Raw genomic sequence first — 25,321 nt, 5'->3', positions numbered from 1 at the left:
GGACTGAACAAATGCGCGTTTACTACGATCGCGACGCCGATCTGAACCTGATCTCGAACAAGAAGATCGCCATCCTCGGCTATGGCTCGCAGGGCCATGCCCATGCGCAGAACCTGCGCGACAGCGGCGTCAAGGAAGTCGCGATCGCACTGCGCCCCGGCTCGGCCTCGGCCGCCAAGGCGGAAGGTGCCGGCTTCAAGGTGCTGCCGAACAAGGAAGCCGCCGCCTGGGCCGACATCCTGATGATCCTCGCGCCGGACGAGCACCAGGCCGCGATCTACGAGAACGACATCAAGGGCAACCTGCGCCCCGGCGCCGCCCTCGCCTTCGCCCACGGCCTCAACATCCATTTCGGCCTGATCGAGGCCCCCACCGACATCGACGTGATCATGATCGCGCCCAAGGGCCCCGGCCACACCGTGCGCAGCGAATATGCCCGTGGCGGCGGCGTGCCCTGCCTGATCGCAATCCACCAGGACGCCTCGGGCAACGCGCATGACATTGCCCTCGCCTATGCCTCGGGCGTTGGCGGCGGACGTTCGGGCATCATCGAGACCAATTTCCGCGAGGAATGTGAGACCGACCTGTTCGGCGAGCAGGCCGTGCTCTGCGGCGGCGCCACCGCGCTCGTCCAGGCCGGCTTCGAGACGCTGGTCGAGGCCGGCTACGCGCCGGAAATGGCCTATTTCGAGTGCCTCCACGAGCTCAAGCTGATCGTCGATCTGATGTATGAAGGCGGCATCGCCAACATGCGCTACTCGATCTCTAACACCGCCGAATATGGTGACATCAAGACCGGCCCACGCATCATCACCGAAGAGACCAAGAAGGAAATGAAGCGCGTGCTCGCCGACATCCAGTCGGGCCGCTTCGTGAAGGACTTCGTGCTCGACAACCGCGCCGGCCAGCCCGAGCTCAAGGCCAGCCGCATCGCCGCCAAGCGTCACCAGATCGAGCAGGTCGGCAGCGAGCTGCGCGCGATGATGCCGTGGATCGGCGCCAACAAGCTCGTCGATCAGACCAAGAACTAATCGCTTTGCCGGGGCCGGCGGTGCGCGCCGGCCCCGGCCCTTTTCCCGGCAGCCGCCACCTGTACGGCAAGCGCCACTGCCGGGGCGTGCGAGGCCTCCTGGCGAGGCTGGGGCAGGTGGAAGAAATATCCCATGACGCGACTCCCGATAGCGTCAGGAGAGCGTCTCACCCGCACATCGTCGGCACCAGCGCGGAACTCCCCCGAACCCGCCTTTAGCTTCCCGTTCACCCTGTCTCCGCGGCTCGCGCCTGGTTTCGGAAACCATGCGTTGCCGTCTTCGGGATTTTCCGGCGAACCCTGCATCCCCACAAGACGCGCTCCTTCCCCACAGAGGAGTTCCCATGCGCGTTCTGTTCGCAGTTGCTTTGCTTGCCGCCACCCCGCTCGCCGCCTTCGCCGCCCAGCAGGCCGCCCAGCTTCCCGGCCAGGCCGATCCGGCCCGTATCGCGGCCGGCACCTATGCCGTTGACGGTGGCCACACCCAGGTCAGCTACACGGTCGACCATTTCGGCTTCAGCAAGTTCACCGGCCAGGCCGGCGGCGCCACCGGCACGCTCGCCATCGACCCCAAGAAGCCCGCCGACGCCCGGCTCGACGTGACCATCCCGGCCTCGGGCATCGTCACCACCGTCAAGGCGCTCGATGAGCATCTCGGCACCGGCGACTTCTTCGACAACGCCAAGTATCCGGACATCCGCTTCGTCTCCACCAGCGTTGCCGTGAAGGGCACGACCGCGAAGATTACCGGCAACCTCACCCTGCACGGCGTCACCCGCCCGGTGGTGCTCGACACCAGGTTCGTCGGCGCGGGCGAGAACCCGATGAGCAAGAAGCTCAACTTCGGCTTCTCGGCCACCGCCACGATCAAGCGCAGCGACTTCGGCATGGACAAGTACGTCCCCTTCGTCTCGGACGAAGTCGCCCTGCAGATCAACGCGGCCTTCACCGCCCAATAACCCGAACGGGGCTTCCCCTCGCATGCGATCCCGACAAGAAGGCGGGAAGCGCATGCGAGGGATATTGGAATGAGTGAGACCGACGAGGGCCGTGGCGGCGTCACCCGGGTGGAAGCCTTTTCCGACGGCGTGATCGCGATCATCATCACGATCATGGTGCTCGAGATGAAGGCGCCGGAAGAACATGGCCTCCAGCATATCTGGGCGCTGTGGCCGGTCTTCACTGCCTATGTGCTCAGTTACGCCTATGTCGCGATCTACTGGGTCAATCATCACCGCCTGATCGGCCTCGCGACCCGCGTCACCAATGCGCTTGTCTGGTCGAACATCCTGCTGCTGTTCACCCTGTCGCTGGTGCCCTTCGCCACTGCCTATCTCGGCGAACAGCATTTCAGCCACGACGCGACGCTGGTCTATATGGGCGTGATGATGCTGCCCAGCTTCGCCTATGTCTGGCTGCAGACGGTGGTCCGCCGCACCGGCCGGCAGGGCGAGGCGGCGGAGGAATATCACCAGCGCATGCTGCGCAAGGGCTTGGTCTGCTCGGCGATCTATGCCAGCGGCATCGCCCTCACCTTCGCCTCCCCCTGGGCCGGCCTGGCCTGCGCCGCGCTGGTGGCGGTGCTGTGGTTCCTGCCGAAGAGTCCGATCGACAGGTTGTTCGGGGGGTGAGCTAGCCGAAACGCCTTCTTTCCCCGGCGGAGGCCGGGGCCCAGACTTGGAGTCTGAGAATGGAGCTGCAGGGCTATGTCTACATCATGGCAAGCGGCCGGAATGGCACGCTCTATGTCGGCGCCACCAGCGACTTGGCCAAACGCGCATGGGAACACCGCAACAGCGTGATCGAAGGCTTCACCAAGAAATATAGCTGCAAGTTGCTCGTCTGGTACCAGCCGTTCGAGAGCCTCGAGGCGGCAAGGCTGCGCGAAAAGCAGATGAAGGAATGGAAGCGCGTCTGGAAGGTGCGTGAGATTGAGATGATGAACCCGAACTGGGACGATCTCTACGACCATATCGCCAGGCCCTGAAGTCTTCTCTTCTTTCCCCGGCGAAGGCCGGGCCCCAGACTTGAAGTCTGGAAAGCGCATATCGAACTCTTGGATGTCCGACGCTCCCATTCTCCGAAGCCGCCTATCTTGATTGCAGATTCCAAGTCTGGGCCCCGGCCTTCGCCGGGGAAAAGGGAGTAATGACGCGTCGCCTCCCAAGAAAAAGGCGCCCCGGTTTCCCGGAGGCGCCCCTTCCCTGCCCGAAGGCCGGTATCAGAAGCCGAAGCGCAGCCGCGCGCCGTAGAAGCGCGGATAACCCGGATAGCCGTTATAGTTGCCGGTCTGCTCGGGCACCGCGAAGCCCGAGATATAGTAGAAGGTGTTGGTGATGTTCTCGACGAAGAACTCGCCCCGGATCTTGCCGTCGTTGGTCTGCAGGCCGATCGCGCCGTTGAGCAGACCATAGCCCTCGTTGCGGATCGCGGTGCGGCCGGTCACCGGGTTGGGGTTGCTCGACGGGATGTTGACTTCGCTGTTGTAGCGGAAGTCGAGGTGCACCAAGCCCTTCAGGTTGCTCGACACGCGCGGCTCCCAGGTCACCGCGCCCGTCACCGTGTGCTTGGGCTGGTTCTGGAACTGCTTGCCTTCCTGGCCCTGCAGCGGCGTGCCGGTGAAGTTGTTCGACTTGGCGTATTGCGCGTCGATATAGCTGTAGGCGAGCTGGATGGTCAGGTTGTTCGCCGGCCGGATCGAGGATTCGACCTCGACACCCTTCGACACGCTCTTGTCGACATTCTGGACGACGAAGTTGTTGCCCGAGAAGACGAGCGACTGCAGGCCGTAGAAGTTCATGTAGAACGCCGCGACGTTCAGCGTGAACGCCCGGGTCGGGCTGGCCTTGAAGCCGACTTCGAAGGCGTCGTTGGTCTCCGCCCCGAAGCGCAGGTCGCGGCCCTGGGCGCCGTTGCCGCCGAGCAGCACCGAGTCGAAGGTCGCCTGGTCGAGATTATAGCCGCCCGACTTGTAGCCGTGATCGTAGCTGCCATAGACCATCAACTTCGGCGAGAACTTGTACGCCAGCTTGACGGTGCCGGTGATCTCGTCGTCGGTGAAGCTGTCGGTATAGTTGCCGTTGAACTCGCTGTTCACCGCCGGGTTGCAGCTCAGCAGGAACAGGTTGTTGAACAACCCCGGCACCTGCTTGAGGACATTGGCATAGGCCACCGCCGCGGCGTTGCCGGTACGCACCTGGTTGAAGAAGGTGCAGCTGCCGGTGTTGCTGTTGATCGACGCGTTCATCGTCTTGCGCTCGTGGTTCCAGCGCGCGCCGAGGGTCAGCGACAGATTGTCGGTGACGTTGACGATGTTGTGGGTGAACAGCGCGATCGCGTCGGTCTTCACGCCGAACACGTCATTGTTGTTGCCCTGGCCCGCGGTCGCACCCGGCAGCGGATTGGCCGCCAGCGCCGCGAGACCCGGGATCGGCGTCGATGGATAGCCCGGGATCACGCAGAGGCCGGCCGGCGCCGTGCCCGCCTGGGCGCGGAAGCAGCCGACCAGCGGCGCGAGCTGGCCATAGACTGCCTGCAGCGCCGGCAGGCTGTTCGGCACCGCCGGGTTGAGCAGCGCGGCGCCGAGCGTCGGTACCGTCGGCCCGAGCGAGCCGTAGAACTGCAGCGGCGTGCCGAAGGCGGCGCCGAGCTGGCCGGCGAAGATCGTGTCGACATAGCGGTTGGCATCAGCACCGAAGCGCACCGTGTCGGTCAGGTCGTTCTTCTCGTTCAGGTAGAAGCCGCCGATCAGCCAGTCGAGCTTGCCGTTGAGCGCCGAGCCCTGGAGGCGGATTTCCTGGGTGAAGTCCTTCAGCTCGGTGCGATAGCCGTCACGATAGGCGCGATCGATGCCCGAGAAGTCGATGTCCTGGCTGCGCAGCGCGCGCCAGTCGCGATAGGCGGTGATCGAGGTCAGCTTGACGTCGCCCAGATCCCAGTTGAGCTCGCCCGAGAAGCCCCAGTCCTTCACCTTCTCGCCATAGTTGCGGTTGGGCGAGGCGGCCTGGATGCGATCGCTGCCCGGACCGGTGTAGATGCCGGTGCGGCCCTGCGAGGCGGCGATGCTCTGGATCACCGGCGCGAGCGGGCCGCGCACCACCGACACGGTGGCACAGCAGACTTCGTCGGTCTGGTAATAGTCGCCGATCAGGCGGAAGGTGATGTCGCCCTTGTCGAGCAGTGCCTGGCCGCGCAGCGCCCAGCGGTCGACATCGTTGAAGCGACGGCTGCTGTTGGCATCCTTGATATAGCCGTCGCGCTTCCGGTAGCTGCCGTCGAGGCGCAGCGCGATCGACTCGCTGACCGGCCCGGTGATGGCGCCCTTGACGCCATAGGCATTGTAGTTGCCGTAGCTGCCCTCGACATAGCCATGCGTCTCGAACTGCGGCAGCGCGGTGTAGATGCTCAGCGCGCCGGCCGAGGTGTTGCGGCCGAACAGCGTGCCCTGCGGGCCGCGCAGCACTTCGACGCGCTCCAGCTCGGGAAGCTCGGAGATGGCGACGCCGGCGCGGGCGCGGAACACGCCGTCGATGAACACGCCGACCGCCGGCTCGAAGCCGGGATTGTCGCCGCCGGTGGTGATGCCGCGCAGATAGATGGTGGTGCCGGTCGCCGAGGACTGGCCGGTCGAGCTCTGGATCGAGGGGGCGAGCTGCTCGAGGTCGCGGACATTGTCCACGCCGGCATTCTGCAGCTCCTGCGCGCCGATGGCGGTGATCGCGATCGGCACGTCCTGCACGGTCTCGTTACGGCGGGTCGCCGTCACGATGATCTCGTTCGAGGACTGATATTCCTGGCCGTCGTCCGCGGGTGCCGGCGTCGGCGTAGTCTGCTGGGCAAAGGCTGGCGTCGCGAGGAACAGCGTGATCGCGGTTGCCGCGAGCAGGTCGAGCTTCTTCATCTGGTGCATCCCCTCCTCTGGGTGCCGGCGCCGGTTGTTACCGGTCACGGCGTTGCTTTTATCGCCAGCGAAACTAACGCTGCATTTTTCAGCCCGTCAACGGGGATAAGCGCCGGAACTCTGCGGTTTCCGGCCATTTTTCCCGGGGAGATACAGTTGGGCCACACCCGGTTTCTGCAAGAAACGCAGTTGCCGTAGCGTAAAGCCCGGAAGCGGTTAGGAAGAGACGAAAATGGTGCATGATCAGGACGGCCCCGAAGATGGTGACATCGTTGCGCCGTCGCCCAAGATTCCGGTCCCCGCCGAGGTTTCGGACGCGATCCGCACCCTGATCCGCTGGGCTGGCGACGATCCCGGCCGCGAAGGCCTGCTCGACACGCCCGAGCGCGTCGCCCGCGCCTGGAAGGAATATTGCCAGGGCTATGACGAGGATCCCGCGCACCATCTCAGCCGGGTGTTCGAGGAAGTCGGTGGCTATGACGACATCGTCCTGCTGAACGGCATCCCATTCCAGTCGCACTGCGAGCACCACATGGCGCCGATCACCGGCAAGGCCTCGATCGCCTATCTGCCCAAGGACCGCGTCGTCGGTATCTCCAAGCTCGCCCGCGTCCTCCACGGCTTCGCCAGCCGGCTCCAGGTCCAGGAGCGCCTCACCGCCCAGGTCGCCGACTGCATCTGGGAGCGCCTGAAGCCCCAGGGCGTCGCTGTGGTGATCGAGGCGACGCATGGCTGCATGACCGCGCGCGGCGTGCGTACCCCCGGCGTCGGCATGGTCACCAGCCGCATGATGGGCGTGTTCCGCGACGACGAGCGCAGCCGCCAGGAAGTGCTCAAGCTGATGGGCTATTGATGCGGGTTCTCGTGACTGGCGGCGCGCGGCGGATCGGCGCGGGCATCGCCCGCCGCCTCGCGCTGCGCGGCCACCAGGTGGCGATCCACCACCACCACGCGCCCCAGGATGCAGAGGCCCTCGCCGCCCAGATCGCCGCGGAAGGCGGCACCGCCTGCGTGGTGACCGGCGAGCTGGCCGAGGCCGGGACCGCTCCTGCCCTGTTAGAGGCCGCGCGCGAGGGGCTCGGCGGCCCGATCGAGGGGTTGGTCAACAATGCCTCGCAATTTGCTTGGGACGCCCTGCCCCTCACCGATTTCGCGCTGCTCGACCGGCACATGCGGGTGAATTGCGGCGCCCCCGTCGCCCTCGCCTCTGCCCTGGCCGCGCAGGACGACCTCGACCAGGGTGCCGTGGTCAATCTGCTCGACCAGAAGCTCGCCAATCTCAATCCGGACTTCCTCACCTACACGCTGAGCAAGGCCGCGCTCGCCACCGCCACCGAGCTGCTCGCCCGCGGCCTCGCGCCGCGCATCCGGGTCAACGCCGTCTCGCCCGGCCTCACCCTCCCCAGCCTCGACCAGACCGCCGAGGAATTCGCCGAGCACGCCCGGCAGAACCTGCTCCAGCGCCCCGTCGCGCTGGCCGACATCGCCGCCACGGTCGAGATGCTGCTCGTCACCCCCAGCATCACCGGGCAGAACATCTTCGTCGATTGCGGTCAGCGCTTCCTGCAGCGCGACGGCGACGTGATGTTCGAAGGCCGGGAGCGCCCGCATGGCTGAGTATACGATCCTGCTCGACGGGCTCGAGGTGGCGATGGGCCTGGGCATCCACCCGGAGGAGCGCGCCGCGCCCCAGCGCGTGACGCTGCACGTCGCGATGACCTGCCGCTACGCCAGCGCGCCCGAGGACCGGATCGACGCGGTGGTCGATTACGACTTCCTGCGAACCGGCATCCGCAAGCTGGTCGAATCGCGCCATTTCGAGCTGCAGGAGACGCTTTGCGAGCAGGTCGCGGCGCTTGCCCTGGCCGACGAACGCGTCCAGCGCGTCACCGTCCGCTCGATGAAGCTCGACATCTACCCGGACGCCCGCATCGGCTGCGAGGTCGTCCGCAGCCGCTAGGCCGCGGCGCGCGGCGGTTCCTGAACCACCGGCACCAGGCTCCAGGCGTGGAACACGGCAACCCGGTTCCGTCCCTCGCCCTTGGCCCGGTACAGTGCGACGTCGGCGCGGATCAGCGCCTCCGCCGGCGCCTCGTTCTGCGCATAATCGGCCACCCCGAAGCTGGCGCTCAGCCGGTGATCGGAGGTCAGCGCGTCATGCGTGCTGTTGTGGAAATGCATCCGCAGCACCTCGGCCAGCCCTGCTGCATCGCTGGCGCTGTTGCCCGGCAGGAAGATCGCGAACTCCTCGCCACCCAGCCGCCCCACCCGAAAGCCAGTGGCGGCAAGGATGTCGGCGAACAGCCGGATCACTTCATCGCCGACATGATGGCCATAGCGATCATTGACCCGCTTGAACCGGTCGATGTCGCAGAAGATCACCGAACCGCCGCGCAGCGGCTCGGCCCGCACCGCCTGCTCGAAGGCCTGGCGGTTGAGCACCCCGGTCAGGTGATCGCGCTCGGCCCGCAGCCGGTAGCGCGCGATGATGCCCATGATGATCTTGGCGAGCAGCAGGAAGATCGAGGGCGGCGTCAGCAGCGCCGAGACAAGCAGCAGGCTCCGCTCGAACGCCGACGGCATGACCGCGGCATAATGGACATCGACGCCGAACAGCGCCGGATAGAGCGGGATGCGGATCAGGAAGAGTGTCGCGAGCAGGCAGAGGCAGCCGAGCAGCGCGCGATCGATGATCCCCTCGGGCCGGCGCCCCAGATGCGTGATCCCGTCGGCCAGTGCCAGCGCGCATCCCAGCTGGAAGGGTATCGTCATCAGCACGAAGGGCGCGCCCGCCGCCATCAGCGCCAGCGCGCAGAGGACCAGCCCGATGCTCGTGCCGATCAGCCCCCAGTTCTGCCTGCCGCCGGTCGATATGCGCAGCGCCTGGCCGAAGCAGAGATAGGCCGGCGGCACGAGCAGCATCGCGGCGAGCAACTCGCCCCGTCCGTGCCGCGCCAGCGCGAGGACGAGCATCTCCGTGGTGCCGCAGAGCAAAGCCGCGACCATCCAGGACAGCGCAGATTCCTTGCGCATGCCGATGCGGATCGCGCCCACGAGCAGGGCCAGCGTCGCGAAGACGCATGCATGCACCGCTGTGAGACTGACGAACAATCCACTTCCCCCGATGGCGCGACCTTGGCGGGAAAGGCGTTAACACCAGCCTTACCAGCTACGTATTTTCCCCGGGAAGCGCTGGACGCCGCAGGCGGGCGCGATATCTAAGGGCAGGACGCGCGCCCGGGGCGGCGACGCAACATGGCCAAGAGGAGAGTGCAATGGCGAACCCGCTGACCGGTCTCGAGCTACGCTCGACCATCTCGAGCGACGGCAATCTCACCCTCTCGCTGGAACCGGTAACGCTGGCCGCGCCCGGCCCCGACGAAGTCATCGTTCGGGTCGAGGCGGCGCCGCTCAATCCGTCCGATCTCGGCCTGCTGCTCGGCCCCGCCGACATGGCGACGCTCAAGACCGGCGGCACCGCCGACCACCCGACGCTCACCGCCGCGATCCCGGCCGCGCGTATGCCGGCGATGAAGCCGCGGCTCGACCAGTCGATGGCGGTCGGCAACGAAGGCGCCGGCACCGTCGTCCTGGCAGGCGAGAATGTCGCCGAACTGCTCGGCAAGAAGGTCGGCATGCTCGGCGGTTCGATGTACGCCCAGTATCGCAAGATCGCCGCGCGCGACTGCATCGTGCTGCCCGAAGGCGCAACCGCGGCCGACGGCGCCTCGATGTTCGTCAATCCGCTCACCGCTCTGTCGATGGTCGAGACGCTGCGGATGGAGGGACACAAGGCGCTGGTCCACACCGCCGCCGCCTCGAACCTCGGCCAGATGCTCAACCGCATCTGCATCGCCGACAATGTGCCGCTGGTGAACATCGTGCGCAGCGAGGCCCAGGCGGCGATCCTGCGCGAGATCGGCGCCAAGTACATCGTCGACAGCAGCGCGCCCGATTTCCGCGAGAAGCTGACCGACGCGATCACCGAGACCGGCGCCACCCTCGCCTTCGACGCGATCGGCGGCGGCAGGATCGTCAACACGATCCTCCACGCGATGGAAGCCGCGATCAATCGCACCGCCACCGCCTATAGCCGCTATGGCTCGGCAACCTGGAAGCAGGTCTATGTCTACGGCATGCTCGACACGTCGCCGATGGAGCTCGACCGCGGCTATGGCCTCGCCTGGGGCGTCAGCGGCTTCCTGGTCACGCCGTTCCTGATGAAGCTCGGCCTCGAAGGCACGCTACGCCTGCGCGCCCGCGTCGTCGCCGAGCTGACGACGACCTTCGCCAGCCACTACACCAACACGATCTCGCTCGCCGAAGCGCTCGATCCGAAGGTGGTGGAAGCCTATGCGAAGAAGGCGACGGGAGAGAAATACCTGATCGATCCGAGCCGCTAGGCCGGGCGCAGCGCGGCGCGGATCCGGCGCTCGATGTCGCGGAAGGTGGCGTTGCGATAGGGCGAGCGGGCGCGGACGGCCTTGCGCATTGCGCGCAGTTCGGCCTGCATGCCCGCTTCGTGACCCTGAACGGCAAGCACCGAGGCCTTGGCGGCATGCTCCATCGACTGTGCCCCCGGATCGGGCTCGCCCTTCCATAGGCGCGCGGCGGCGCTCGCGGCATCGCCCTCCCCGATTGCCGCGAGATAGGCATCGCAGGAATCGAGCCATGCGCTACCGCCGTAGCGGGTCCGATAGGCATCGATCCGTTCGCGGGCACGGGCGAAGTCGGGTCGATCGGCATCGAGTATCCGCCTGATGTCGATCCCTTCTCCATGCCGGTCGGGCTCGGCCCCGGGATGCGGCACCGCCCGCTGCGCCGCGATCAGCCATTCGGGAAGGTCGCGCAGCCGGACATTGTAGTGGAGCTGGGTCGCCATCCAACCGCAGGGAGCGTGCAAGAGCCGTTCCGGATCGGGCCGTGCCAGCACAAGCAGTTTTTCCCCATCGCTCCCGTCATAGGGAAGCAGCGAAATCAGCCCCGACACGCATGCCTGGACGGCGATGGCCAGGCCGAAATTGCTTGCGACCAACAGCCGCGTGTCGATCCCGCGCAGCCACAGTTCACGCACGACCAACGCGGCGGCGGCAAGCACAAAACACGCAGCCGGCCCACTCGCGACGATGATGAACCTGCGCGCGCGCGTCCCGCGCGCCTGACTGCGCGGTACACTGGCGACAAAACCGCCAGCGTCTTCCCTGTAACCGCGCGGCAGGAACGTGATCGTGCGGGTCGGCAGGTGCAGCCCGAAAGGGCAGACCGCGAAGACCAGCACCCGCCAGCCGCAGGCGATCGCCGCCGCGGCGTGGCCGGTCTCGTGGATCAGGATCACGAAGACCATGCCAGCGATCGTGCACGATATCGGCACCCACAGCGTGGGGTACGCCACAAAGGCAAGCCCGTAGAGCATGAAGGCCCAAAAGGTACCGGCCCACCAGATCAGCGCAGCGAGCCTGGACCAGCGCAGGATACCGGAGAGCATCCCGCGCCGGTTCCCGATCAGACCCGGTTCGCTGCGCTGAGCACCGCGCGCACCGAAGCAGTCGCGATATCGGCGTCGATGCCGACACCGAACACGGTGCGCCCATCGGCGGTGCGGCATTCGACATAGGCGGCCGCCTGCGCATCGGCGCCGTGCCCGATCGCGTGCTCGCTGTAATCGACCACGTCGAGCGCCGGGCCGGTCGTCCCGGCAAGCGCGTCGATCACGCCCGAGATCAGGCCGTTGCCGCGCCCGGAGATCGAGCGTGTCTCGCCGTCCACCGCGATGCGGCCGACGAACACGCGCTGCCCGGCAGCACCGGTCTCCTCATAATCCTCGAGCACGAAGCGGTCCTTGTCGCCCGGCAGATAGGTCTGCTCGAAACGACCCCAGATGTCCGCGGCGTTGAGCTCGCGGCTGGTCTCGTCGGCCAGCGCCTGCACATGGCGCGAGAAGTCGGCCTGCATGCGCTTGGGCAGCTTCAGGCCCTTGTCCTGCTCGATCACCCAGGCGACGCCGCCCTTGCCCGACTGCGAGTTGACGCGGATCACCGCCTCGTAATCGCGGCCCAGGTCCTTGGGGTCGATCGGCAGGTACGGCACGTCCCAGAAGTCGTCGTTGCGCGCTTCCTGCGCCGCGAAGCCCTTCTTGATCGCGTCCTGGTGGCTGCCCGAGAAAGCGGTGAACACCAGGTCGCCGGCATAGGGGTGGCGCGGGTGGACGGGGATCTGGTTACAGTACTCGACCGTCTGGATCACCTCGTCGATGTTCGAGAAATCCAGGCCCGGATCAACGCCTTGCGTGTACATGTTGAGCGCCAGCGTGACCAGGTCGACATTGCCGGTGCGCTCGCCATTGCCGAACAGGCAGCCCTCGACGCGGTCCGCGCCGGCCAGCAGGCCCAGCTCCGACGCAGCGACGCCGGTGCCACGGTCGTTATGCGTGTGCAGGCTGATCACCACCGTGTCGCGGCTGCGGATGTTGCGGCAGAACCACTCGATCTGGTCGGCATAGATATTGGGCGTCGCCGCCTCCACCGTCGCCGGCAGGTTGAGGATCAGCGGCTTGTCGGTGGTAGGACGCAGGATGTCCATCACCGCCTCGCAGACCTCGACCGAGAAATCGAGCTCGGCGGTCGAGAAGGTCTCGGGGCTGTACTCGAAATGCCAGTCGGTGTCGGGCTGCTTGGCGGCCTCGTCGCGCAGCACCTTGGCGCCGGCGATGGCGATCTGCTTGATCTCCTCGCGGCTCATGCCGAACACGATGCGGCGCCATGCCGGCGATACGGCGTTGTAGAGGTGGACGATCGCCTTCTTCGCGCCCTTGAGCGACTGGAAGCTGGTCTCGATCAGGTCCTGGCGCGACTGGGTCAGCACCTGGACGATCACGTCGTCGGGGATCTTGTCCTGCTGGACGAGGCCCGAGATGAAATCGAACTCGGTGGCGCCCGCGCTCGGGAAGCCGACTTCGATTTCCTTCACGCCCACCTTGCAGAGCAGCTCGAAGAAGCGGGTCTTCTTCTCCGCGTCCATCGGATCGATCAGCGCCTGGTTGCCGTCGCGCATGTCGGTCGACAGCCAGCGGGGCGCCTTGGTGATGGTGCGGCTCGGCCATTGGCGGCCGGGCAGGTTTACCTGGGGGAAGGGACGGTACTTGATGGACGGATCGCGCAACATGACAGCTCTCTCTCGGCTCGAGACTTCGATTTCAATCGTGAAGTGCCCTTAGGGGCGTGCGCATGTGCGTCCGGCCCCTAAGGGCGGATAAGTCGCAGACCGAGAAGTGCGCGGGTCATCATGTTGGGCATGCCTTTAGACAGGCCCGCGCCGCCTTGTCCACTCACATTGTGTTTGTGGCTGCCGTAGCGTCGCTATTGGTGAGCGTGTCGTCGGCTTCGCTCGCTGCCTCCGCCGCATTGACCGCGGCGGCGTCCGCCTCGGGCGTCTCGCTCGCCCTGGGGCTGGGCGTGGCGACGATCTCGGCCATGGGCGGCGGGTCGGAATAGTTGGTGCCGGTCGTCCCGCCACCGCATCCGGCCAGAATCACCAGTCCGCCGAGCACCAGAACGCGCATCCCGCTCTCCCCTTTTGCCGTGAAAATCCCCCTTAGCATGGCCTTTTCCCCTCTCCTACCGGCCGTTTAACCCGACTTATCCCCAAAATGTCGCTCTCTGGGGGCGTCTCGGCGCATCTGCTCTCTAGACAGACGCGATTTGTGACGATCAAAGGGTGTGCAGGTGAGGAGTAACGCTCTCACCGCGGTACATCGTAGGCGCGAAAGGCGGCGGAAGGGTTCGCACACGCCGCTGGCGCTAACGAAGGCATAGCCCGTCCAAGGGCAGGAACAGGAGAAACATTATGGCCGAGACCAAAGCACGCGGCGGCATCGCCAAGCCGGTGACCCCTTCGCCCGAGCTGGCTAAGATCGTCGGCACCGCGGATCTTCCGCGCAGCGAGATCGTCAGCAAGCTGTGGGAATACATCAAGAAGAACAACCTGCAGAACCCGGCGAACAAGCGCGAGATCCTCGCCGACGACGTGCTGCGTCCGATCTTCGGCGCCGACAAGGTGACGATGTTCGAGATGAACAAGCACATCGCGAAGCACGTCAAGTAAGCCGGGCCGGGGCGATGCGCCCCGCCGCTGAAAACGCGAAGGGCGGGTTCCCCACGGGGCCCGCCCTTTTGCTTTAGGAGACCGACATGGCCGAGAAGTTCGAACGCCACCGCCAGCCTTGGCGCGCCGACGAGATCCAGAAGCTCCACACACTCGCCAAGAAGGGCATGGCGCTCAAGGCGATCGCGAAAGCGCTCACCCGCAGCGAGGAGTCAGTGAAGGACCGCGCCAAGCTCGACGGGCTCAGCATCGCCAAGCTGCACTAGAGCTCGGGCTTCGGCCCGATCTCGATCCGCAGGATCCGCCCGACATGGGCGCGCTCGCTGCCGCTTTCCTCCAGCCTGAACACAAGCCCGCCGCCGCTGACCACGCTGCGCTTGAGCCCCGGCCAGGGCTCGCCCGGCGCGATCGTCGCGCCCGGCAGGCATGCCGCAATCCGCTTCGCCATGGTCTCGTGGGTGATCTCGGGCGGCAGCATGGTCTGGCTGCAGAAATAGCCGTCACTGCGGAAGCACCCCCGCAACAGCCGCGGCGCGAAGTCCGATCGGTACAGCGCCCTGTACGCCTCCGGCTCGGCCACCGCCGCGGACAGCCGCCGCAGGTCCGCGCAGATCGGATCGTCCTCGACAACGGGCGCGGCCAGCAGCGCAAGGCCAAGCACAAGATGCATCCCCAATCTCCTTCCGGACCCGCAACGTCCGTCACACCCGCTTGCCGCAGCCTGAACAACTGCTAGGCGCAGGCCGATGTACGACGCGATCATCCTGGGAGCCGGCGCCGCGGGGCTGATGTGCGCGCTCACCGCCGGCCAGCGGGGCAAGCGCGTGCTGCTCGTCGACCATGCCGATGCGCCCGGCAAGAAGATCCTGATCTCGGGCGGCGGGCGCTGCAACTTCACCAATATCGGCGCCGCGCCCGACCGCTACCTCTCGCAGAACCCCCATTTCATGAAGTCCGCGCTCGGCCGCTACACCGCGCAGGATTTCCTCGACCTGGTCGAGCGCCACCATATCGCCTGGCACGAGAAGACGCTCGGCCAGCTCTTCTGCGACGGCTCGGCCCGCCAGATCGTCGACATGCTGCTCGACGAGTGCGCGCAGGGGACGGTCGAGATCTGGCTCGGTCATACTCCCCAGCTCGAGCATGCGGATGCCCGCTGGCGCCTGACCTTCGGCCCCCGCACCGCCGAAGCCAAAGCACTGGTTCTCGCCACCGGCGGCCCCTCGATCCCCAAGATGGGCGCGACCGGCTTCGCCTATGACTTCGCCCGCCGCTTCGGCCTCAAGGTGGTCGAGCCCCGCCCCGCCCTCGTCCCCCTCACCCTCAGCGGCGAGGAAGCGCTGTTCCGCGAGCTGTCCGGCGTCTCGACCGACGTCATCGCCCGCGCCGGCAAGGCGAGCTTCCGCGAAGCCGCGCTCTTCACCCACCGCGGCCTCTCCGGCCCCGCCATCCTCCAGGTCTCGAGCTATTGGCGCCACGGCGAGCGCATCGGCATCGACTTCCTGCCCAAGGCCGAACCCGGTTGGCTGCTCGCCGCCAAGCGCGCCCGCCCCCGCGTCACGCTGCGCAAGCTGCTCGGCGAAGCCCTGCCCGATCGCCTCGCCGATGCGCTGGCCGAGAAGCTAGCCCTCCCCACCGAACTCGCCAACACCCCCGACCGCAAGCTCGAAGAGGCCGCCCGCCGCCTCGCCGACTGGCCGTTCCTGCCCAATGGCACCGAAGGCTATGCCAAGGCCGAAGTCACGATCGGCGGGATCAGCACCGCCGAGCTCAGCTCGCAGACGATGGAAGCGCGGAAACTCCCCAGCCTCTACGCGATCGGCGAGGCAGTGGACGTCACCGGCTGGCTCGGCGGCTATAATTTCCAATGGGCCTGGGCGAGCGGCCGCGCCGCCGGGCTGGCGCTCTAGTCGGATATCGCAGGAACAGGCGCCAAGCCGTTGCTTTCCCGTTTTCCTGCATTTCCATGCACTTGCACCATTTCGAAGCAATTGCTTCCGTAAATTCCCGTAGTGAATTTGGTGCAGCTGCGAACGTTTCGCGTCTGGGCCTCCTAAAAAGGGCTTGTCCGACGGGCCTGCCCGCCGGCGCCAAGGCTTGCCGGGCGCGTATCTCCCGGGGGCCGCTCAGGAGGATTTTTCGATGCACTGGTTCCAGGCCACCGCGCCTATCCGCCTCAAGCTCTACGTCGCCTTCGGCTCGCTGATCGGCGTCATGACGCTGGTCGCGCTGGTCGCCTTGCTGGCACCGACCATGATCGCCCTGCCGCTGGTAGCGCTGCTGATCGGTGGCGCGGCGGTCCAGTGCGTCCGCTATCGCGCCGCGATCGCCGATCCCTATGTCGCCACCGTTGTCCGCATGGAGGCGCTCGCCGCCGGCGACCTGGACAGCCCGATCCAGTTCACCGACTATCGGGACTGTGTCGGCCGCATGACCAAGGCGATGCACACCTTCCGCGACAATGCGGTCGAGCAGCAGCGCCAGGCGAAGGAGCAGGCGCACGCCGTCACCCATCTCGGCACCAGCCTCTCGCGCCTTTCGCAGGGCGACCTGACCGCCGAGATCGGCAGCGACTTCCCAGATGGCTATGCCGAGCTGCGCACCAACTTCAACGCCACGCTGGTCGCGCTGCGCGGGCTGATCGGCGCGGTGATGGAGAGCACCGCCGCGATCCAGACCGGCTCGGGCGCGATCGCCGAGGCATCGGAGGACCTGTCGCGCCGCACCGAAGCCAATGCCGCGAGCATCGAGGAAACCAGCGCCGCGGTCGCCCAGATCGACAATCGCCTCAAGGCTACCGCCGCAGCGGCCAGCCGTACCGTCGAGCGTGCCGATGGCGCCATTGCCACCGTCGCCGGCGGCCGAGTGATCGCCGAGGAGGCGGTAGAGGCGATGACCCGCGTGGCCGACAGCGCCAAGGGCATCGACTCGGTCATCGAGGGTCTCGACAAGATCGCCTTCCAGACCCGCGTCCTCGCGATGAACGCCGCCGTCGAGGCCGGCCGCGCCGGCGAGGCGGGCCGCGGCTTCGCGGTCGTCGCCGACCTGGTCAGCGCGCTGGCGATGCGTGCCGAGGAAGAGGCCGGCCGCGCCCGCGACCAGCTCACCCATACCCAGGCCGATATCATCACCGCGGTCGAGATGGTCCAGAAGGTCGACGGCGCGTTCGCGGGCATCTCGGGCGATGTCGGCGAGGTCCATGCGCTGCTCAGCGAGATGGCGACCGACAACCAGGCCCAGGCGACTGCGATCACCCAGATCAGCACCGCGATCGGCACGATGGACCAGTCGACCCAGCACAATGCCGCGATGGTCGAGGAATCCGCCGCCGCCGCGCGCAGCCTGGCCAGCGAAGTCGCCGCGCTCGGCGAGCAGGCCGCGAAGTTCGAGGTGGGCACCACCGCCCGCACCAGCCTGCCCTCGCGCCCGCAAAAGCCGGGCAAGCCGCGCGGCTATGTCTCCCCGGTCAAGCCGCTCGCCACGGCCAGGCCGGTGGTCCGGGCCACGACCGAGGAATGGGCAACGTTCTGAATTTACTAAAGCCTGCCCCCTGAGATTCCCCTCCCTGCAAGGGAGGGGCTAGGGGTGGGTTAGGAAAGGTCGGGCTCGATGCCCGGCCTTTTCTGTTTAAGGCTACCGCTCGTTGGGCTCGCTACGCTCGCAACCCACCCCCCATCCCCTCCCTTGCAGGGAGGGGAGCGGGAAGGAAGCGCTCGCTTCCCGCAATCCCTCGCATGCCGGGATGGCACGTAGAAGCAGGAATAGCGCCTACTCCGCCGTCGCCTTCGCCGCCTGCGCATCGCAAATACCCGGCAGCCTTACCTCGATCCAGTCGGCCAGCGCGCGGATATGCCCCGCTGCCTCGCGCCCGATCGGGGTCAGGCTGTATTCCACGTGCGGCGGCACCACCGGATAGGCGATCCGCTCGACCAGCCCGTCGCCTTCCAGCCATTGCAGCGTCTGGGCGAGCATCCGCTCGCTCACCCCGTCCACCTTGCGGCGCAATTCGCTGAAGCGGTGGGTGCCGCCCTCCAGCACGATCAGGATCAGCACGCCCCATTGGCTGGTGACGTGCTTCAGCACCTCGCGCGACGGGCAGTTGCGCTCCAGCACCGCGCCGCGGCGCACGCGGGTCGAGAAGGGTTCGGAATCTTTTTCCATACTTACTTCAATGTATGTACTTACGAATAGTAAGCAAGGTCAATATCTGGATGTCCGTCACCAGCCAGAAGGAACGGACAATGACCATCGCCATCACCGGAGCCACCGGCCAGCTCGGCCGCCTCGTCATCGACAAGCTCAAGGGCAAGCTGCCCGCCGACCGGATCGTGGCGCTCGCCCGCAGCCCCGAAAAGGCCGCCGATCTCGGCGTGGAAGTCCGCGCCTTCGATTATGACCGTCCCGATGCCGCCGCGCTCGCCGGCGTGGAAACGCTGCTGCTGATCTCGGGCAGCGAAGTCGGCAAGCGCGTGCCCCAGCATGAAGCGGTGATCGCCGCCGCGAAGCAGGCCGGTATCGGCTGCATCGTCTATACCAGCCTGCTGCGCGCCGACACCACGCCGATCAGCCTCGGCGTCGAGCACAGCGCCACCGAGCGCGCGCTTGTCGCCTCGGGCCTCCCCCACACGATCCTGCGCAACGGCTGGTACATCGAGAATTACGCCGCCGGCGTCGCGGGCGCGCTTGCGCACGGCGCATTGATCGGCGCCGCCCGACAGGGCCGCATCGCCGCCGCCGCCCGCGCCGACTATGCCGATGCCGCAGTCGCCGTGCTGACCGGCACCGGCCATGACGGCAAGATCTACGAGTTGGCCGGCGACACCGCCTTCACCCTCGCCGACCTCGCCGCCGAGCTCTCCCGCCAGACCGGCCGCGATATCCCCTACACCAACCTGCCCCAGGGCGATTACGCCGCCGCGCTCACCGGCGCCGGCGTCCCCGCCCCCTTCGCCGAGCTGCTCGCTGGCTGGGACGTGGACACCGCCAACGGCGCGCTGTTCGACGATGGCAAGGCGCTGTCGAAGCTGATCGGCCACCCGACGACCAGCCTGGCGGACGGCGTCAAGGCGCTGGTCGGCTAGCCAGACTTTTCCCCGGCGAAGGCCGGGGCCCAGACTTGAACGTTGCAACGCTGAGACTGGGCCCCGGCCTTCGCCGGGGAAAGCAGTGGCAAAATAGGATTTCACCTGATCTACCCTGCCGGATGCGGCACCATCCCGACTCCAGCACCCCATTTCTCGCCGCGCACGCATGCATGGGATTCAAGGGATTCAACATTTCCCTTGTAAAGAATTTACAAGCGACAACCGAAAACCGCCGAAATCCGCCATTTAGTTGCTCAACCACCCGGCCGCGCGACACAAAGCGACGCCGAGGGCCATCAACCCTCTTTTCCCTTGCGGTAAGGCCCCTTCGAGCCCATGTGCGGGGTCTCATGTCATTTGCTGAACTCCCTGCGCTTCTCGCCGAAGCGCTCGCAGCGCGTGGTTACGCCGCGCCCACGGCCGTCCAGGCCGCCGTCATCGCCCCCGAAGCCACGGGCCGCGACCTCATCGTCTCCGCCCAGACCGGCTCGGGCAAGACCGTGGCCTTTGGCCTGGCCATGCATCCCGAGCTGCTCGGCGAGGATGGCAAGATCGCGCCGACTCGCGAACCGCACGCGCTGATCATCGCCCCCACCCGCGAGCTCGCCCTGCAGGTCAGCCGCGAGCTGATCTGGCTCTACGGCCCTACCGGCGCGCGCATCGCCACCTGTGTCGGCGGCATGGACGCCGCCAAGGAGCGCCGCCAGCTCAATTACGGCGCGCACATCGTCGTCGGCACGCCCGGCCGTCTGCGCGACCATCTCGAGCGCGGCGCGCTCGACCTCACCGCGCTGCGCGCCGTCGTACTCGACGAGGCCGACGAGATGCTCGACATGGGCTTCCGCGACGATCTCGAGGCGATCCTCGACGGCGCGCCCGACACCCGCCGCACCCTGCTCTTCTCGGCGACCATGCCCAAGCCGATCGTGGCGCTGGCCAAGCGCTACCAGAATGACGCGCTGCGCATCTCGACCGTCGGCGAAGACCGCGGGCACGGCGACATCAGCTACCAGGCCGTCACCGTCAGCCCGTCGGACATCGAGCATGCGGTGATCAACCTGCTGCGCTTCCACGAGGCGGAGACGGCGATCCTGTTCTGCGCGACCCGCGACAATGTCCGCCATCTCCACGCCACGCTGGTCGAGCGCGGCTTCTCGGCAGTGGCACTGTCGGGCGAGCACAGCCAGAACGAGCGCAACCACGCCCTCCAGGCGCTGCGCGACCAGCGCGCCCGGGTCTGCGTCGCCACCGACGTGGCCGCCCGCGGCATCGACCTGCCGACGCTCACTCTGGTCGTCCATGTCGAGTTGCCGCGCGACGCCGAGACGCTCCAGCACCGCTCGGGCCGCACCGGCCGTGCGGGCAAGAAGGGCACGGCGGTGCTCATCGTCCCTTATCAGCGCCGTCGCCGCGTCGAGATGATGCTCAAGGGCGCGCGCATCCCTGTCGAGTGGACCGATGTGCCCAGCGCCGAGGCGATCCGCGAGCAGGACCGCGAGCGCCTGATCACCGCGCTGCTCGCCCCGGTCGAAGTCGATGAGGAAGATGCCGCCATCGCCGAGCGCCTGCTCGCCGAGCGCACGCCGCAGGAGATTGCCGCCGCTCTGGTCCGCGCGCATCGTTCCGCGATGCCGGCGCCGGAGGAGCTCAGCAGCCAGGGCGATCGCCGCGAGGAGCGCCAGGCCGGCCAGCACCGTCCGGGCTTCGACGACGTCGTCTGGTTCCGCATGGACATCGGCCGCCGCCAGAACGCCGATCCCCGCTGGGTCCTGCCGCTGATCTGCCGCCGCGGCCACATCACCAAGAACGAAGTCGGCGCGATCCGCATCGGGCCGAACGAGACCGCCTTCCAGATCCCGCGCGCGCTGGCGAGCAAGTTCATTGCCGCCGTCGCCCGCACCACCGAGGGTGAGGAGGACGTCCGCATCGAGCAGTCCGACGCACCGCCGGCCCAGGGCCAGGGGCCTCGTCCGCAGCGCGGCGGCCCGAACCGTCCGGCGGGCGGTCCCGGCGCACCGCGGCACCAGGCCAAGCCCTATCGCAAGGCGCCGCCGCCCCGGGGCCCGTCGCACCGGTGAGGATCCTCGTCGACGCCGACGCCTGCCCGGTGAAGGACGAGATCTACAAGGTCGCCTGGCGGCACGAGGTGCCGGTGGTGATCGTGAGCAACAGCTGGCTCCGGGTGCCGCAGCATCCCTTGGTCAGCCGGCAGGTGGTCAGCGACGGCTTCGATGCCGCCGATGACTGGATCGCCGAGCAGGCCGGCGCGGATACGGTGGTCATCACCGCCGACATCCTGCTCGCCGACCGGGCCTTGAAGGCCGGGGCGAAGGTGCTGGCCCCGACCGGCAAGCCGTTCACGACCAGCTCGATCGGCGGCGCGATCGCCACCCGGGCGATCATGGCCGACCTGCGCGCCGGCGGCGACCAGATCGGCGGCCCCAGACCCTTCTCGGCGGCGGACCGCTCGGCGTTCCTCCAGGCGCTGGACCGCGAGTTGGTGGCGTTGAAGCGGCTTACCTAATCTTAGGAGACGTGCAGGCATAAGCTCGGCAACGGGGATGAGGGACGTTGCCGGGGACATGCACAATCTACCGCTGATCGCGCCGCAACCGCCGCGCCTGAGCGAAATGACCGAGGCACTGCAGGCCATCGAGGCACGCGGCGTCTACAGCAATGGCGGCCCGGTCGTCCGCGAGTTCGAGGCCCGGGTCGTCGCCGAGCTTTTCGGTGGCGTAGGTGCGGCGCTGGCGGTCAACAACGCCACCATCGGCCTGATCCTGGCGATCCGCCAGGCCGCCCAGGGCCGCAAGGGCAAGTACGCCCTGGTCCCCAGCTTCACCTTCGCCGCCACCGCCCATGCCGCGATCTGGGCCGGGTTGACGCCCATCCTGGTCGACAGCGACCCCAATGACTGGGCCGCCAGCGCCGAGGCCGAGGAAGCCGCCCTCGCCCGCCATGCCGGCGAAGTCGCGGTGCTGGTGCCTTACGACACCTTCGGCACCTGCATCGATCTGACCCGCTATACCCGCCTCTCCGAGCAGCACGATGTCGGCGTGGTGGTCGACGCCGCCGCGTCGCTCGGCAGCCTCGACGCCGGCGGCAATGGCTTCGGTACCGGCGCCGGTTTAGCCAGCGTCTTCTCGATGCACGCCACCAAGACCTTCGCCACGGCGGAAGGCGGGTTGATCTACAGCGCCGACATCGAGCAGGTGGAGGCGTTGCGCCGCATGCACAACTTCGGCTTCGGTGCCCCCCGCTCGGCTACCGAGCCCGGCACCAATGCCAAGCTGCCCGAGGTCCTTGGCCTGCTCGCCCTCGCCAAGCTCGATGAGATCGACACGGTCGCCGAGCATCGCGCCGCACTCGACAGGGCCTATCGCACCGGCCTGGGCGACACCGTCACCTTCCAGGCGACCAAGGCCCGGCGCCAGGTCGCCCAGTTCATGCCCATGCTGCTCCCCCAGGGCAGCGACCGTGCCGCGGTGATGGCCGAGCTGGCCGCACAGGGCATCGGTGCCGGCCATTATTTCGCGCCACACCTCGCCCAGCAGCCCTATTTCCAACGCGAGTGCCTGCTCACCCCGACCCCGGTGGCCGACGATCTCGCCGCCCGGATGCTCTCTCTGCCCGTCACCGACGCGATGACCGAGCGCGACGTCACCACCATCTGCGACACGCTCCACGCCGCACTGCGCAAGCCGCGGATCGTGGTACCGGCCGCGCCACAAAAGATCCTCTCCACCGTCCTGATCGGCGGCGGACCGGCGGGCGTCGCCTTCCTCATCTCGGCGAGCAAGAAGGGCAAGCTGCGCGAACTCGGCGCCAGCCTCGCCGTGGTCGAGCGCCGGCCGAGCCTCGGCGCGGGCGAGCTGCCCGGCTATGCGATCACCTCGGACAGCACGGCCGAGACCTTCCTCAGCGCGGTGAAGGACAATCCCGAGCCCGGCATCGCCGCGCTGATGGAGCACCCCGCCGCCCGCGAGATCGCCCAATATGTCGGCAAGCTCGGCGTGCCGCTCTACCGCACCGGTCCCTTCCTCGAGGTGATGGGCCAGCGCGTCGGTGCAGTCGTCACCGATGCGGGGGGTAGCGTGCTGACCGGCCATGAGGTGATCGACTCCCGCCGCACCCCCGCCGGCCTGTGGCAGACCCGAGTCCGCAATATCGCCACCGGCACCGAGCAGGACCTGCTCTCGGAGAACATCGTCATCGCCACCGGCGGCTACCAGTCGGCGAGCGACGTCACCGCAGCCTCCGTCGCCGGCAAGCCGCTCGGCGAGCAGGTCGGCGAACGGCTGATGCTGTGCGACGACATGCTGCGGACCGACGGCATGGAGCGGCTGCGAGAGAGGATCGCCGGCAACCGCGCGCCGCGCATCGCGATCATCGGCGCCTCCACCTCCGCCATCGCCTCGGCCGTGCTGCTTCTCAAGTCCGACATCCCGTTCGGTGCCGAGAGCCTGACCCTGCTCCACCGCGAGGCGCTGCGGCCCTGGTACCCCAATGCCGAGGCCGCGCGTGCCGACGGCTTCACCGACTTCGGCCCCGACGACATCTGCCTGCTCTCGGGCTTCGTCTATCGCCTGGCCGGCTTCCGGCTCGAAGCGCGCGAGCTGGTGCTGCGCATGCTCCGCATCGGCGGGCGGACGCCGGACCCGCGGGTTCGGCTCCACCAGCTGGACGGTCCCGATCTGGAGACCAGCCGCATCCTCTCCGAAGCCGATGTGGTCGTCGCCGCGCTCGGCTATCGTCCGCATGCCCTGCCCCTGCTCGACGCCGCCGGCCACCGCATCGTGCTCAGCGCGCATGCCCCGGGCCGTCCGCGGCTGGCGGACCAGCTCTGCCGCGTCACCGATGCGGAAGGCCAGCCGATCCCGGGCGCCTATGGCATCGGCCTGGCCGCGGGCTTCGTCCCGGAAGGCCGGCTCGGCGGCGAAAAGAGCTTCAAGGGCAAGGCCAACGGCCTGTGGCAGTGGCAGAACGATGTCGGCCAACTGATCGTCGACCAGCTGCTCGGCCAGAGCGTGAGCCTCGCCGCATGAGCGCCGCGCCCACGGTCTCCGTCATCATGCCGGCCTATAACGGCGCGGCCTGGATCGGCGCGACGATCGACTCGGTCCTCGCCCAGGACTTCACCGACTGGGAGATGGTGATTGTCGACGATTGCTCGACCGACGACACCCGCGCCCTGCTCGCCACGCTGACCGATCCGCGCATCACCGTCCTCCATGCCGAGATGAACGGTGGCCCGGTCGTCGCCCGCAACATCGGCTTCGCGGCGGCGCGCGGGCGCTACATCGCCGGGCTCGACCAGGACGACCTCTGCAAGCCCGGCCGCTTCGCCGCGCAGGTCGCGTATCTCGAGGCCAATCCCGGCAGCGTGCTCGTCGCCACCGCCGCCGAACTGCTCGAGAACGGCCATGCCACGCCCTGGCCGGGCGACCGCCCGCTCACCCCGGCGACGATCGACTGGCTGATCCTCACCCAGAACCCGCTGGTCTGGTCGACCGTCATGTTCCGCGCCGAGGCCGCCCGGCTGCTCGACCCGTTCGAGCGCCCGCAGGTGCGCTATGCCGAGGATTTCGACCTCTATCACCGCCTCAGCCGCTTCGGGCGGATCGCCCGGCTCGACGAGGCGCATCTCCTCTATCGCTGCCATCCCGGCGGCGCCTCGAAGAAGTTCGCCGAGACCATGGCGGCCAGCGCCGCGCGGGTGCTGAGCGAGCGCTACCAGCCGCTGTTCGGCGACGAGAGCCAGGGCAATGCCGAGCTGGTCGTGCGCTATTTCATGCAGCGTGACCCGGCGCCCGACCTCGAGACGCTCGGCCGCCTGTCGCGCATCCTGGCCGCGCTCCACGCAGACCATGTCGCCCGCACGCCCCTCACGGCGCAGGAGCGGATCGAGGTGGACGGCGAGCATGCCCGGCTGTGGTGGCTGGTCGCCCGCCCCGCCTTGCGCCAGGGCGCCGTAACGATGCGCGAGGCGATGGCGGTGCTGCCCGAGAGCGTGCACCTGCCCGCCAACGACCCGGACCGCCTGATCTCGCCGCTGATCGGCCGGGTAAGAGCGATCGGGCGCGGCTTCGGTGTGGCGCTCTAGCCAAAGTACACGAAGTACACGCCAAAAGCCGGTTTTCGAGCCCAAGGCACCCACACCCATCCCGCCTTGCCGAATCGATATTTCGACGATATTCGAAATATCGA

Annotated in this window: 24 protein-coding genes; 17 read left to right on the top strand and 7 right to left on the bottom strand. The window is 67.5% G+C overall.

The window, feature by feature from the left end:
- Positions 1–11 precede the first annotated feature (11 nt).
- The 4 genes from ilvC to J2W22_RS12280 all read left to right on the top strand — a co-directional run bounded on the left by ilvC (position 12) and on the right by J2W22_RS12280 (position 3,017).
- Positions 12–1,031, top strand: a complete 1,020-nt coding sequence (ilvC, locus tag J2W22_RS12295) for a ketol-acid reductoisomerase (RefSeq protein WP_307118540.1) — start codon at positions 12–14, stop codon at positions 1,029–1,031.
- 343 nt (positions 1,032–1,374) lie between these two features.
- Complete coding sequence (locus J2W22_RS12290) at positions 1,375–1,989, top strand: YceI family protein (RefSeq protein WP_307118539.1); 615 nt, start codon at positions 1,375–1,377, stop codon at positions 1,987–1,989.
- 69 nt (positions 1,990–2,058) lie between these two features.
- Positions 2,059–2,661, top strand: a complete 603-nt coding sequence (locus tag J2W22_RS12285; protein WP_307118538.1) for a TMEM175 family protein — start codon at positions 2,059–2,061, stop codon at positions 2,659–2,661.
- 59 nt (positions 2,662–2,720) lie between these two features.
- Positions 2,721–3,017 carry a GIY-YIG nuclease family protein gene (locus tag J2W22_RS12280; protein WP_307118537.1) on the top strand — a complete coding sequence of 99 codons (297 nt, stop codon included), beginning with the start codon at positions 2,721–2,723 and terminating at the stop codon, positions 3,015–3,017.
- Between the two features lie 234 nt (positions 3,018–3,251).
- Here J2W22_RS12280 and J2W22_RS12275 read toward each other — a convergent pair whose 3' ends face one another.
- Positions 3,252–5,930, bottom strand: a complete 2,679-nt coding sequence (locus J2W22_RS12275; protein ID WP_307118536.1) for a TonB-dependent receptor — start codon at positions 5,928–5,930, stop codon at positions 3,252–3,254.
- 232 nt (positions 5,931–6,162) lie between these two features.
- Here J2W22_RS12275 and folE point away from each other — a divergent pair, with 232 nt between their 5' ends.
- Genes folE through J2W22_RS12260 form a run of 3 tightly spaced genes read left to right on the top strand, consistent with a single transcriptional unit; the run spans position 6,163 to position 7,890 of the window.
- Positions 6,163–6,783, top strand: a complete 621-nt coding sequence (folE, locus tag J2W22_RS12270; protein ID WP_307118535.1) for a GTP cyclohydrolase I FolE — start codon at positions 6,163–6,165, stop codon at positions 6,781–6,783.
- On the top strand, positions 6,783–7,547 hold the full coding sequence (locus J2W22_RS12265) for an SDR family oxidoreductase (protein ID WP_307118534.1): 765 nt from the start codon (positions 6,783–6,785) through the stop codon (positions 7,545–7,547). Before folE ends, J2W22_RS12265 begins: the two co-directional genes overlap by 1 nt.
- Entirely contained in the window at positions 7,540–7,890 is a 351-nt protein-coding gene (locus J2W22_RS12260) for a dihydroneopterin aldolase (protein WP_307118533.1), read from the top strand. Before J2W22_RS12265 ends, J2W22_RS12260 begins: the two co-directional genes overlap by 8 nt.
- On the opposite strand, the gene J2W22_RS12255 is transcribed toward J2W22_RS12260, so the two are convergent.
- On the bottom strand, positions 7,887–9,041 hold the full coding sequence (locus tag J2W22_RS12255; protein ID WP_307118532.1) for a GGDEF domain-containing protein: 1,155 nt from the start codon (positions 9,039–9,041) through the stop codon (positions 7,887–7,889). The two genes, J2W22_RS12260 and J2W22_RS12255, sit on opposite strands and share 4 nt — an antisense overlap.
- Positions 9,042–9,205: 164 nt before the next feature.
- Between J2W22_RS12255 and J2W22_RS12250 the strand changes: the two genes are divergently transcribed.
- Positions 9,206–10,333 (top strand): zinc-binding dehydrogenase, encoded by a 1,128-nt coding sequence (locus tag J2W22_RS12250; RefSeq protein WP_307118531.1) that lies wholly within the window; start codon positions 9,206–9,208, stop codon positions 10,331–10,333.
- Here J2W22_RS12250 and J2W22_RS12245 read toward each other — a convergent pair.
- The 3 genes from J2W22_RS12245 to J2W22_RS12235 form a co-directional block, all read right to left on the bottom strand.
- Positions 10,330–11,415: a site-2 protease family protein gene (locus J2W22_RS12245; protein ID WP_307118530.1), complete on the bottom strand. Its 1,086-nt coding sequence runs from the start codon at positions 11,413–11,415 to the stop codon at positions 10,330–10,332. The two genes, J2W22_RS12250 and J2W22_RS12245, sit on opposite strands and share 4 nt — an antisense overlap.
- A gap of 17 nt (positions 11,416–11,432) precedes the next feature.
- Positions 11,433–13,091, bottom strand: a complete 1,659-nt coding sequence (leuA, locus tag J2W22_RS12240; protein ID WP_307118529.1) for a 2-isopropylmalate synthase — start codon at positions 13,089–13,091, stop codon at positions 11,433–11,435.
- Between the two features lie 163 nt (positions 13,092–13,254).
- Positions 13,255–13,488, bottom strand: a complete 234-nt coding sequence (locus J2W22_RS12235) for a hypothetical protein (protein WP_307118528.1) — start codon at positions 13,486–13,488, stop codon at positions 13,255–13,257.
- Positions 13,489–13,772: 284 nt separating this feature from the next.
- On the opposite strand from J2W22_RS12235, the gene J2W22_RS12230 reads away from it, so the two are divergent.
- Both J2W22_RS12230 and J2W22_RS12225 read left to right on the top strand, forming a co-directional pair.
- Positions 13,773–14,030 carry an SWIB/MDM2 domain-containing protein gene (locus J2W22_RS12230; RefSeq protein WP_184167796.1) on the top strand — a complete coding sequence of 86 codons (258 nt, stop codon included), beginning with the start codon at positions 13,773–13,775 and terminating at the stop codon, positions 14,028–14,030.
- Positions 14,031–14,116: 86 nt separating this feature from the next.
- Positions 14,117–14,296: a hypothetical protein gene (locus tag J2W22_RS12225; protein ID WP_116840469.1), complete on the top strand. Its 180-nt coding sequence runs from the start codon at positions 14,117–14,119 to the stop codon at positions 14,294–14,296.
- Here J2W22_RS12225 and J2W22_RS12220 read toward each other — a convergent pair.
- Positions 14,293–14,700: a hypothetical protein gene (locus J2W22_RS12220; RefSeq protein ID WP_307118527.1), complete on the bottom strand. Its 408-nt coding sequence runs from the start codon at positions 14,698–14,700 to the stop codon at positions 14,293–14,295. The genes J2W22_RS12225 and J2W22_RS12220 overlap by 4 nt on opposite strands.
- A 76-nt stretch (positions 14,701–14,776) precedes the next feature.
- Here J2W22_RS12220 and J2W22_RS12215 point away from each other — a divergent pair, with 76 nt between their 5' ends.
- Together J2W22_RS12215 and J2W22_RS12210 are read left to right on the top strand one after the other, a co-directional pair.
- Positions 14,777–15,940, top strand: a complete 1,164-nt coding sequence (locus tag J2W22_RS12215) for an NAD(P)/FAD-dependent oxidoreductase (protein WP_307118526.1) — start codon at positions 14,777–14,779, stop codon at positions 15,938–15,940.
- Between the two features lie 232 nt (positions 15,941–16,172).
- Positions 16,173–17,561 (top strand): methyl-accepting chemotaxis protein, encoded by a 1,389-nt coding sequence (locus tag J2W22_RS12210; protein WP_307118525.1) that lies wholly within the window; start codon positions 16,173–16,175, stop codon positions 17,559–17,561.
- Between the two features lie 237 nt (positions 17,562–17,798).
- Here the strand turns inward: J2W22_RS12210 and J2W22_RS12205 are convergent, their stop codons facing one another.
- Complete coding sequence (locus tag J2W22_RS12205) at positions 17,799–18,191, bottom strand: winged helix-turn-helix transcriptional regulator (protein WP_307118524.1); 393 nt, start codon at positions 18,189–18,191, stop codon at positions 17,799–17,801.
- Between the two features lie 80 nt (positions 18,192–18,271).
- On the opposite strand from J2W22_RS12205, the gene J2W22_RS12200 reads away from it, so the two are divergent.
- The 5 genes from J2W22_RS12200 to J2W22_RS12180 all read left to right on the top strand — a co-directional run bounded on the left by J2W22_RS12200 (position 18,272) and on the right by J2W22_RS12180 (position 25,217).
- The gene (locus J2W22_RS12200; RefSeq protein ID WP_307118523.1) at positions 18,272–19,111 is read left to right on the top strand and encodes an SDR family oxidoreductase; all 840 of its coding nucleotides are present in this window, start codon (positions 18,272–18,274) and stop codon (positions 19,109–19,111) included.
- Positions 19,112–19,464: 353 nt separating this feature from the next.
- On the top strand, positions 19,465–21,192 hold the full coding sequence (locus J2W22_RS12195) for a DEAD/DEAH box helicase (RefSeq protein ID WP_307118522.1): 1,728 nt from the start codon (positions 19,465–19,467) through the stop codon (positions 21,190–21,192).
- Entirely contained in the window at positions 21,189–21,638 is a 450-nt protein-coding gene (locus J2W22_RS12190) for a YaiI/YqxD family protein (protein WP_307118521.1), read from the top strand. Before J2W22_RS12195 ends, J2W22_RS12190 begins: the two co-directional genes overlap by 4 nt.
- Before the next feature lie 58 nt (positions 21,639–21,696).
- Positions 21,697–24,159 (top strand): aminotransferase class I/II-fold pyridoxal phosphate-dependent enzyme, encoded by a 2,463-nt coding sequence (locus J2W22_RS12185; RefSeq protein ID WP_307118520.1) that lies wholly within the window; start codon positions 21,697–21,699, stop codon positions 24,157–24,159.
- Positions 24,156–25,217, top strand: a complete 1,062-nt coding sequence (locus J2W22_RS12180) for a glycosyltransferase family 2 protein (RefSeq protein WP_307118519.1) — start codon at positions 24,156–24,158, stop codon at positions 25,215–25,217. Before J2W22_RS12185 ends, J2W22_RS12180 begins: the two co-directional genes overlap by 4 nt.
- Positions 25,218–25,321 lie beyond the last annotated feature (104 nt).

It is taken from the genome of Sphingomonas kyeonggiensis, from assembly GCF_030812785.1.
Classification (GTDB): domain Bacteria; phylum Pseudomonadota; class Alphaproteobacteria; order Sphingomonadales; family Sphingomonadaceae; genus Sphingomonas; species Sphingomonas kyeonggiensis_B.
This window is presented reverse-complemented; position numbering and strand designations above follow the sequence as displayed.

Bases quoted from the DNA above. Each gene is read 5' to 3' on its own strand.
- ilvC (WP_307118540.1), top strand. From the start codon at position 12: ATGCGCGTTTACTACGATCGCGACGCCGATCTGAACCTGATCTCGAAC.
- J2W22_RS12290 (WP_307118539.1), top strand. From the start codon at position 1,375: ATGCGCGTTCTGTTCGCAGTTGCTTTGCTTGCCGCCACCCCGCTCGCC.
- J2W22_RS12285 (WP_307118538.1), top strand. From the start codon at position 2,059: ATGAGTGAGACCGACGAGGGCCGTGGCGGCGTCACCCGGGTGGAAGCC.
- J2W22_RS12280 (WP_307118537.1), top strand. From the start codon at position 2,721: ATGGAGCTGCAGGGCTATGTCTACATCATGGCAAGCGGCCGGAATGGC.
- J2W22_RS12275 (WP_307118536.1), bottom strand. From the start codon at position 5,930: ATGAAGAAGCTCGACCTGCTCGCGGCAACCGCGATCACGCTGTTCCTC.
- folE (WP_307118535.1), top strand. From the start codon at position 6,163: ATGGTGCATGATCAGGACGGCCCCGAAGATGGTGACATCGTTGCGCCG.
- J2W22_RS12265 (WP_307118534.1), top strand. From the start codon at position 6,783: ATGCGGGTTCTCGTGACTGGCGGCGCGCGGCGGATCGGCGCGGGCATC.
- J2W22_RS12260 (WP_307118533.1), top strand. From the start codon at position 7,540: ATGGCTGAGTATACGATCCTGCTCGACGGGCTCGAGGTGGCGATGGGC.
- J2W22_RS12250 (WP_307118531.1), top strand. From the start codon at position 9,206: ATGGCGAACCCGCTGACCGGTCTCGAGCTACGCTCGACCATCTCGAGC.
- J2W22_RS12245 (WP_307118530.1), bottom strand. From the start codon at position 11,415: ATGCTCTCCGGTATCCTGCGCTGGTCCAGGCTCGCTGCGCTGATCTGG.
- leuA (WP_307118529.1), bottom strand. From the start codon at position 13,091: ATGTTGCGCGATCCGTCCATCAAGTACCGTCCCTTCCCCCAGGTAAAC.
- J2W22_RS12235 (WP_307118528.1), bottom strand. From the start codon at position 13,488: ATGCGCGTTCTGGTGCTCGGCGGACTGGTGATTCTGGCCGGATGCGGT.
- J2W22_RS12230 (WP_184167796.1), top strand. From the start codon at position 13,773: ATGGCCGAGACCAAAGCACGCGGCGGCATCGCCAAGCCGGTGACCCCT.
- J2W22_RS12225 (WP_116840469.1), top strand. From the start codon at position 14,117: ATGGCCGAGAAGTTCGAACGCCACCGCCAGCCTTGGCGCGCCGACGAG.
- J2W22_RS12220 (WP_307118527.1), bottom strand. From the start codon at position 14,700: ATGCATCTTGTGCTTGGCCTTGCGCTGCTGGCCGCGCCCGTTGTCGAG.
- J2W22_RS12215 (WP_307118526.1), top strand. From the start codon at position 14,777: ATGTACGACGCGATCATCCTGGGAGCCGGCGCCGCGGGGCTGATGTGC.
- J2W22_RS12210 (WP_307118525.1), top strand. From the start codon at position 16,173: ATGCACTGGTTCCAGGCCACCGCGCCTATCCGCCTCAAGCTCTACGTC.
- J2W22_RS12205 (WP_307118524.1), bottom strand. From the start codon at position 18,191: ATGGAAAAAGATTCCGAACCCTTCTCGACCCGCGTGCGCCGCGGCGCG.
- J2W22_RS12200 (WP_307118523.1), top strand. From the start codon at position 18,272: ATGACCATCGCCATCACCGGAGCCACCGGCCAGCTCGGCCGCCTCGTC.
- J2W22_RS12195 (WP_307118522.1), top strand. From the start codon at position 19,465: ATGTCATTTGCTGAACTCCCTGCGCTTCTCGCCGAAGCGCTCGCAGCG.
- J2W22_RS12185 (WP_307118520.1), top strand. From the start codon at position 21,697: ATGCACAATCTACCGCTGATCGCGCCGCAACCGCCGCGCCTGAGCGAA.
- J2W22_RS12180 (WP_307118519.1), top strand. From the start codon at position 24,156: ATGAGCGCCGCGCCCACGGTCTCCGTCATCATGCCGGCCTATAACGGC.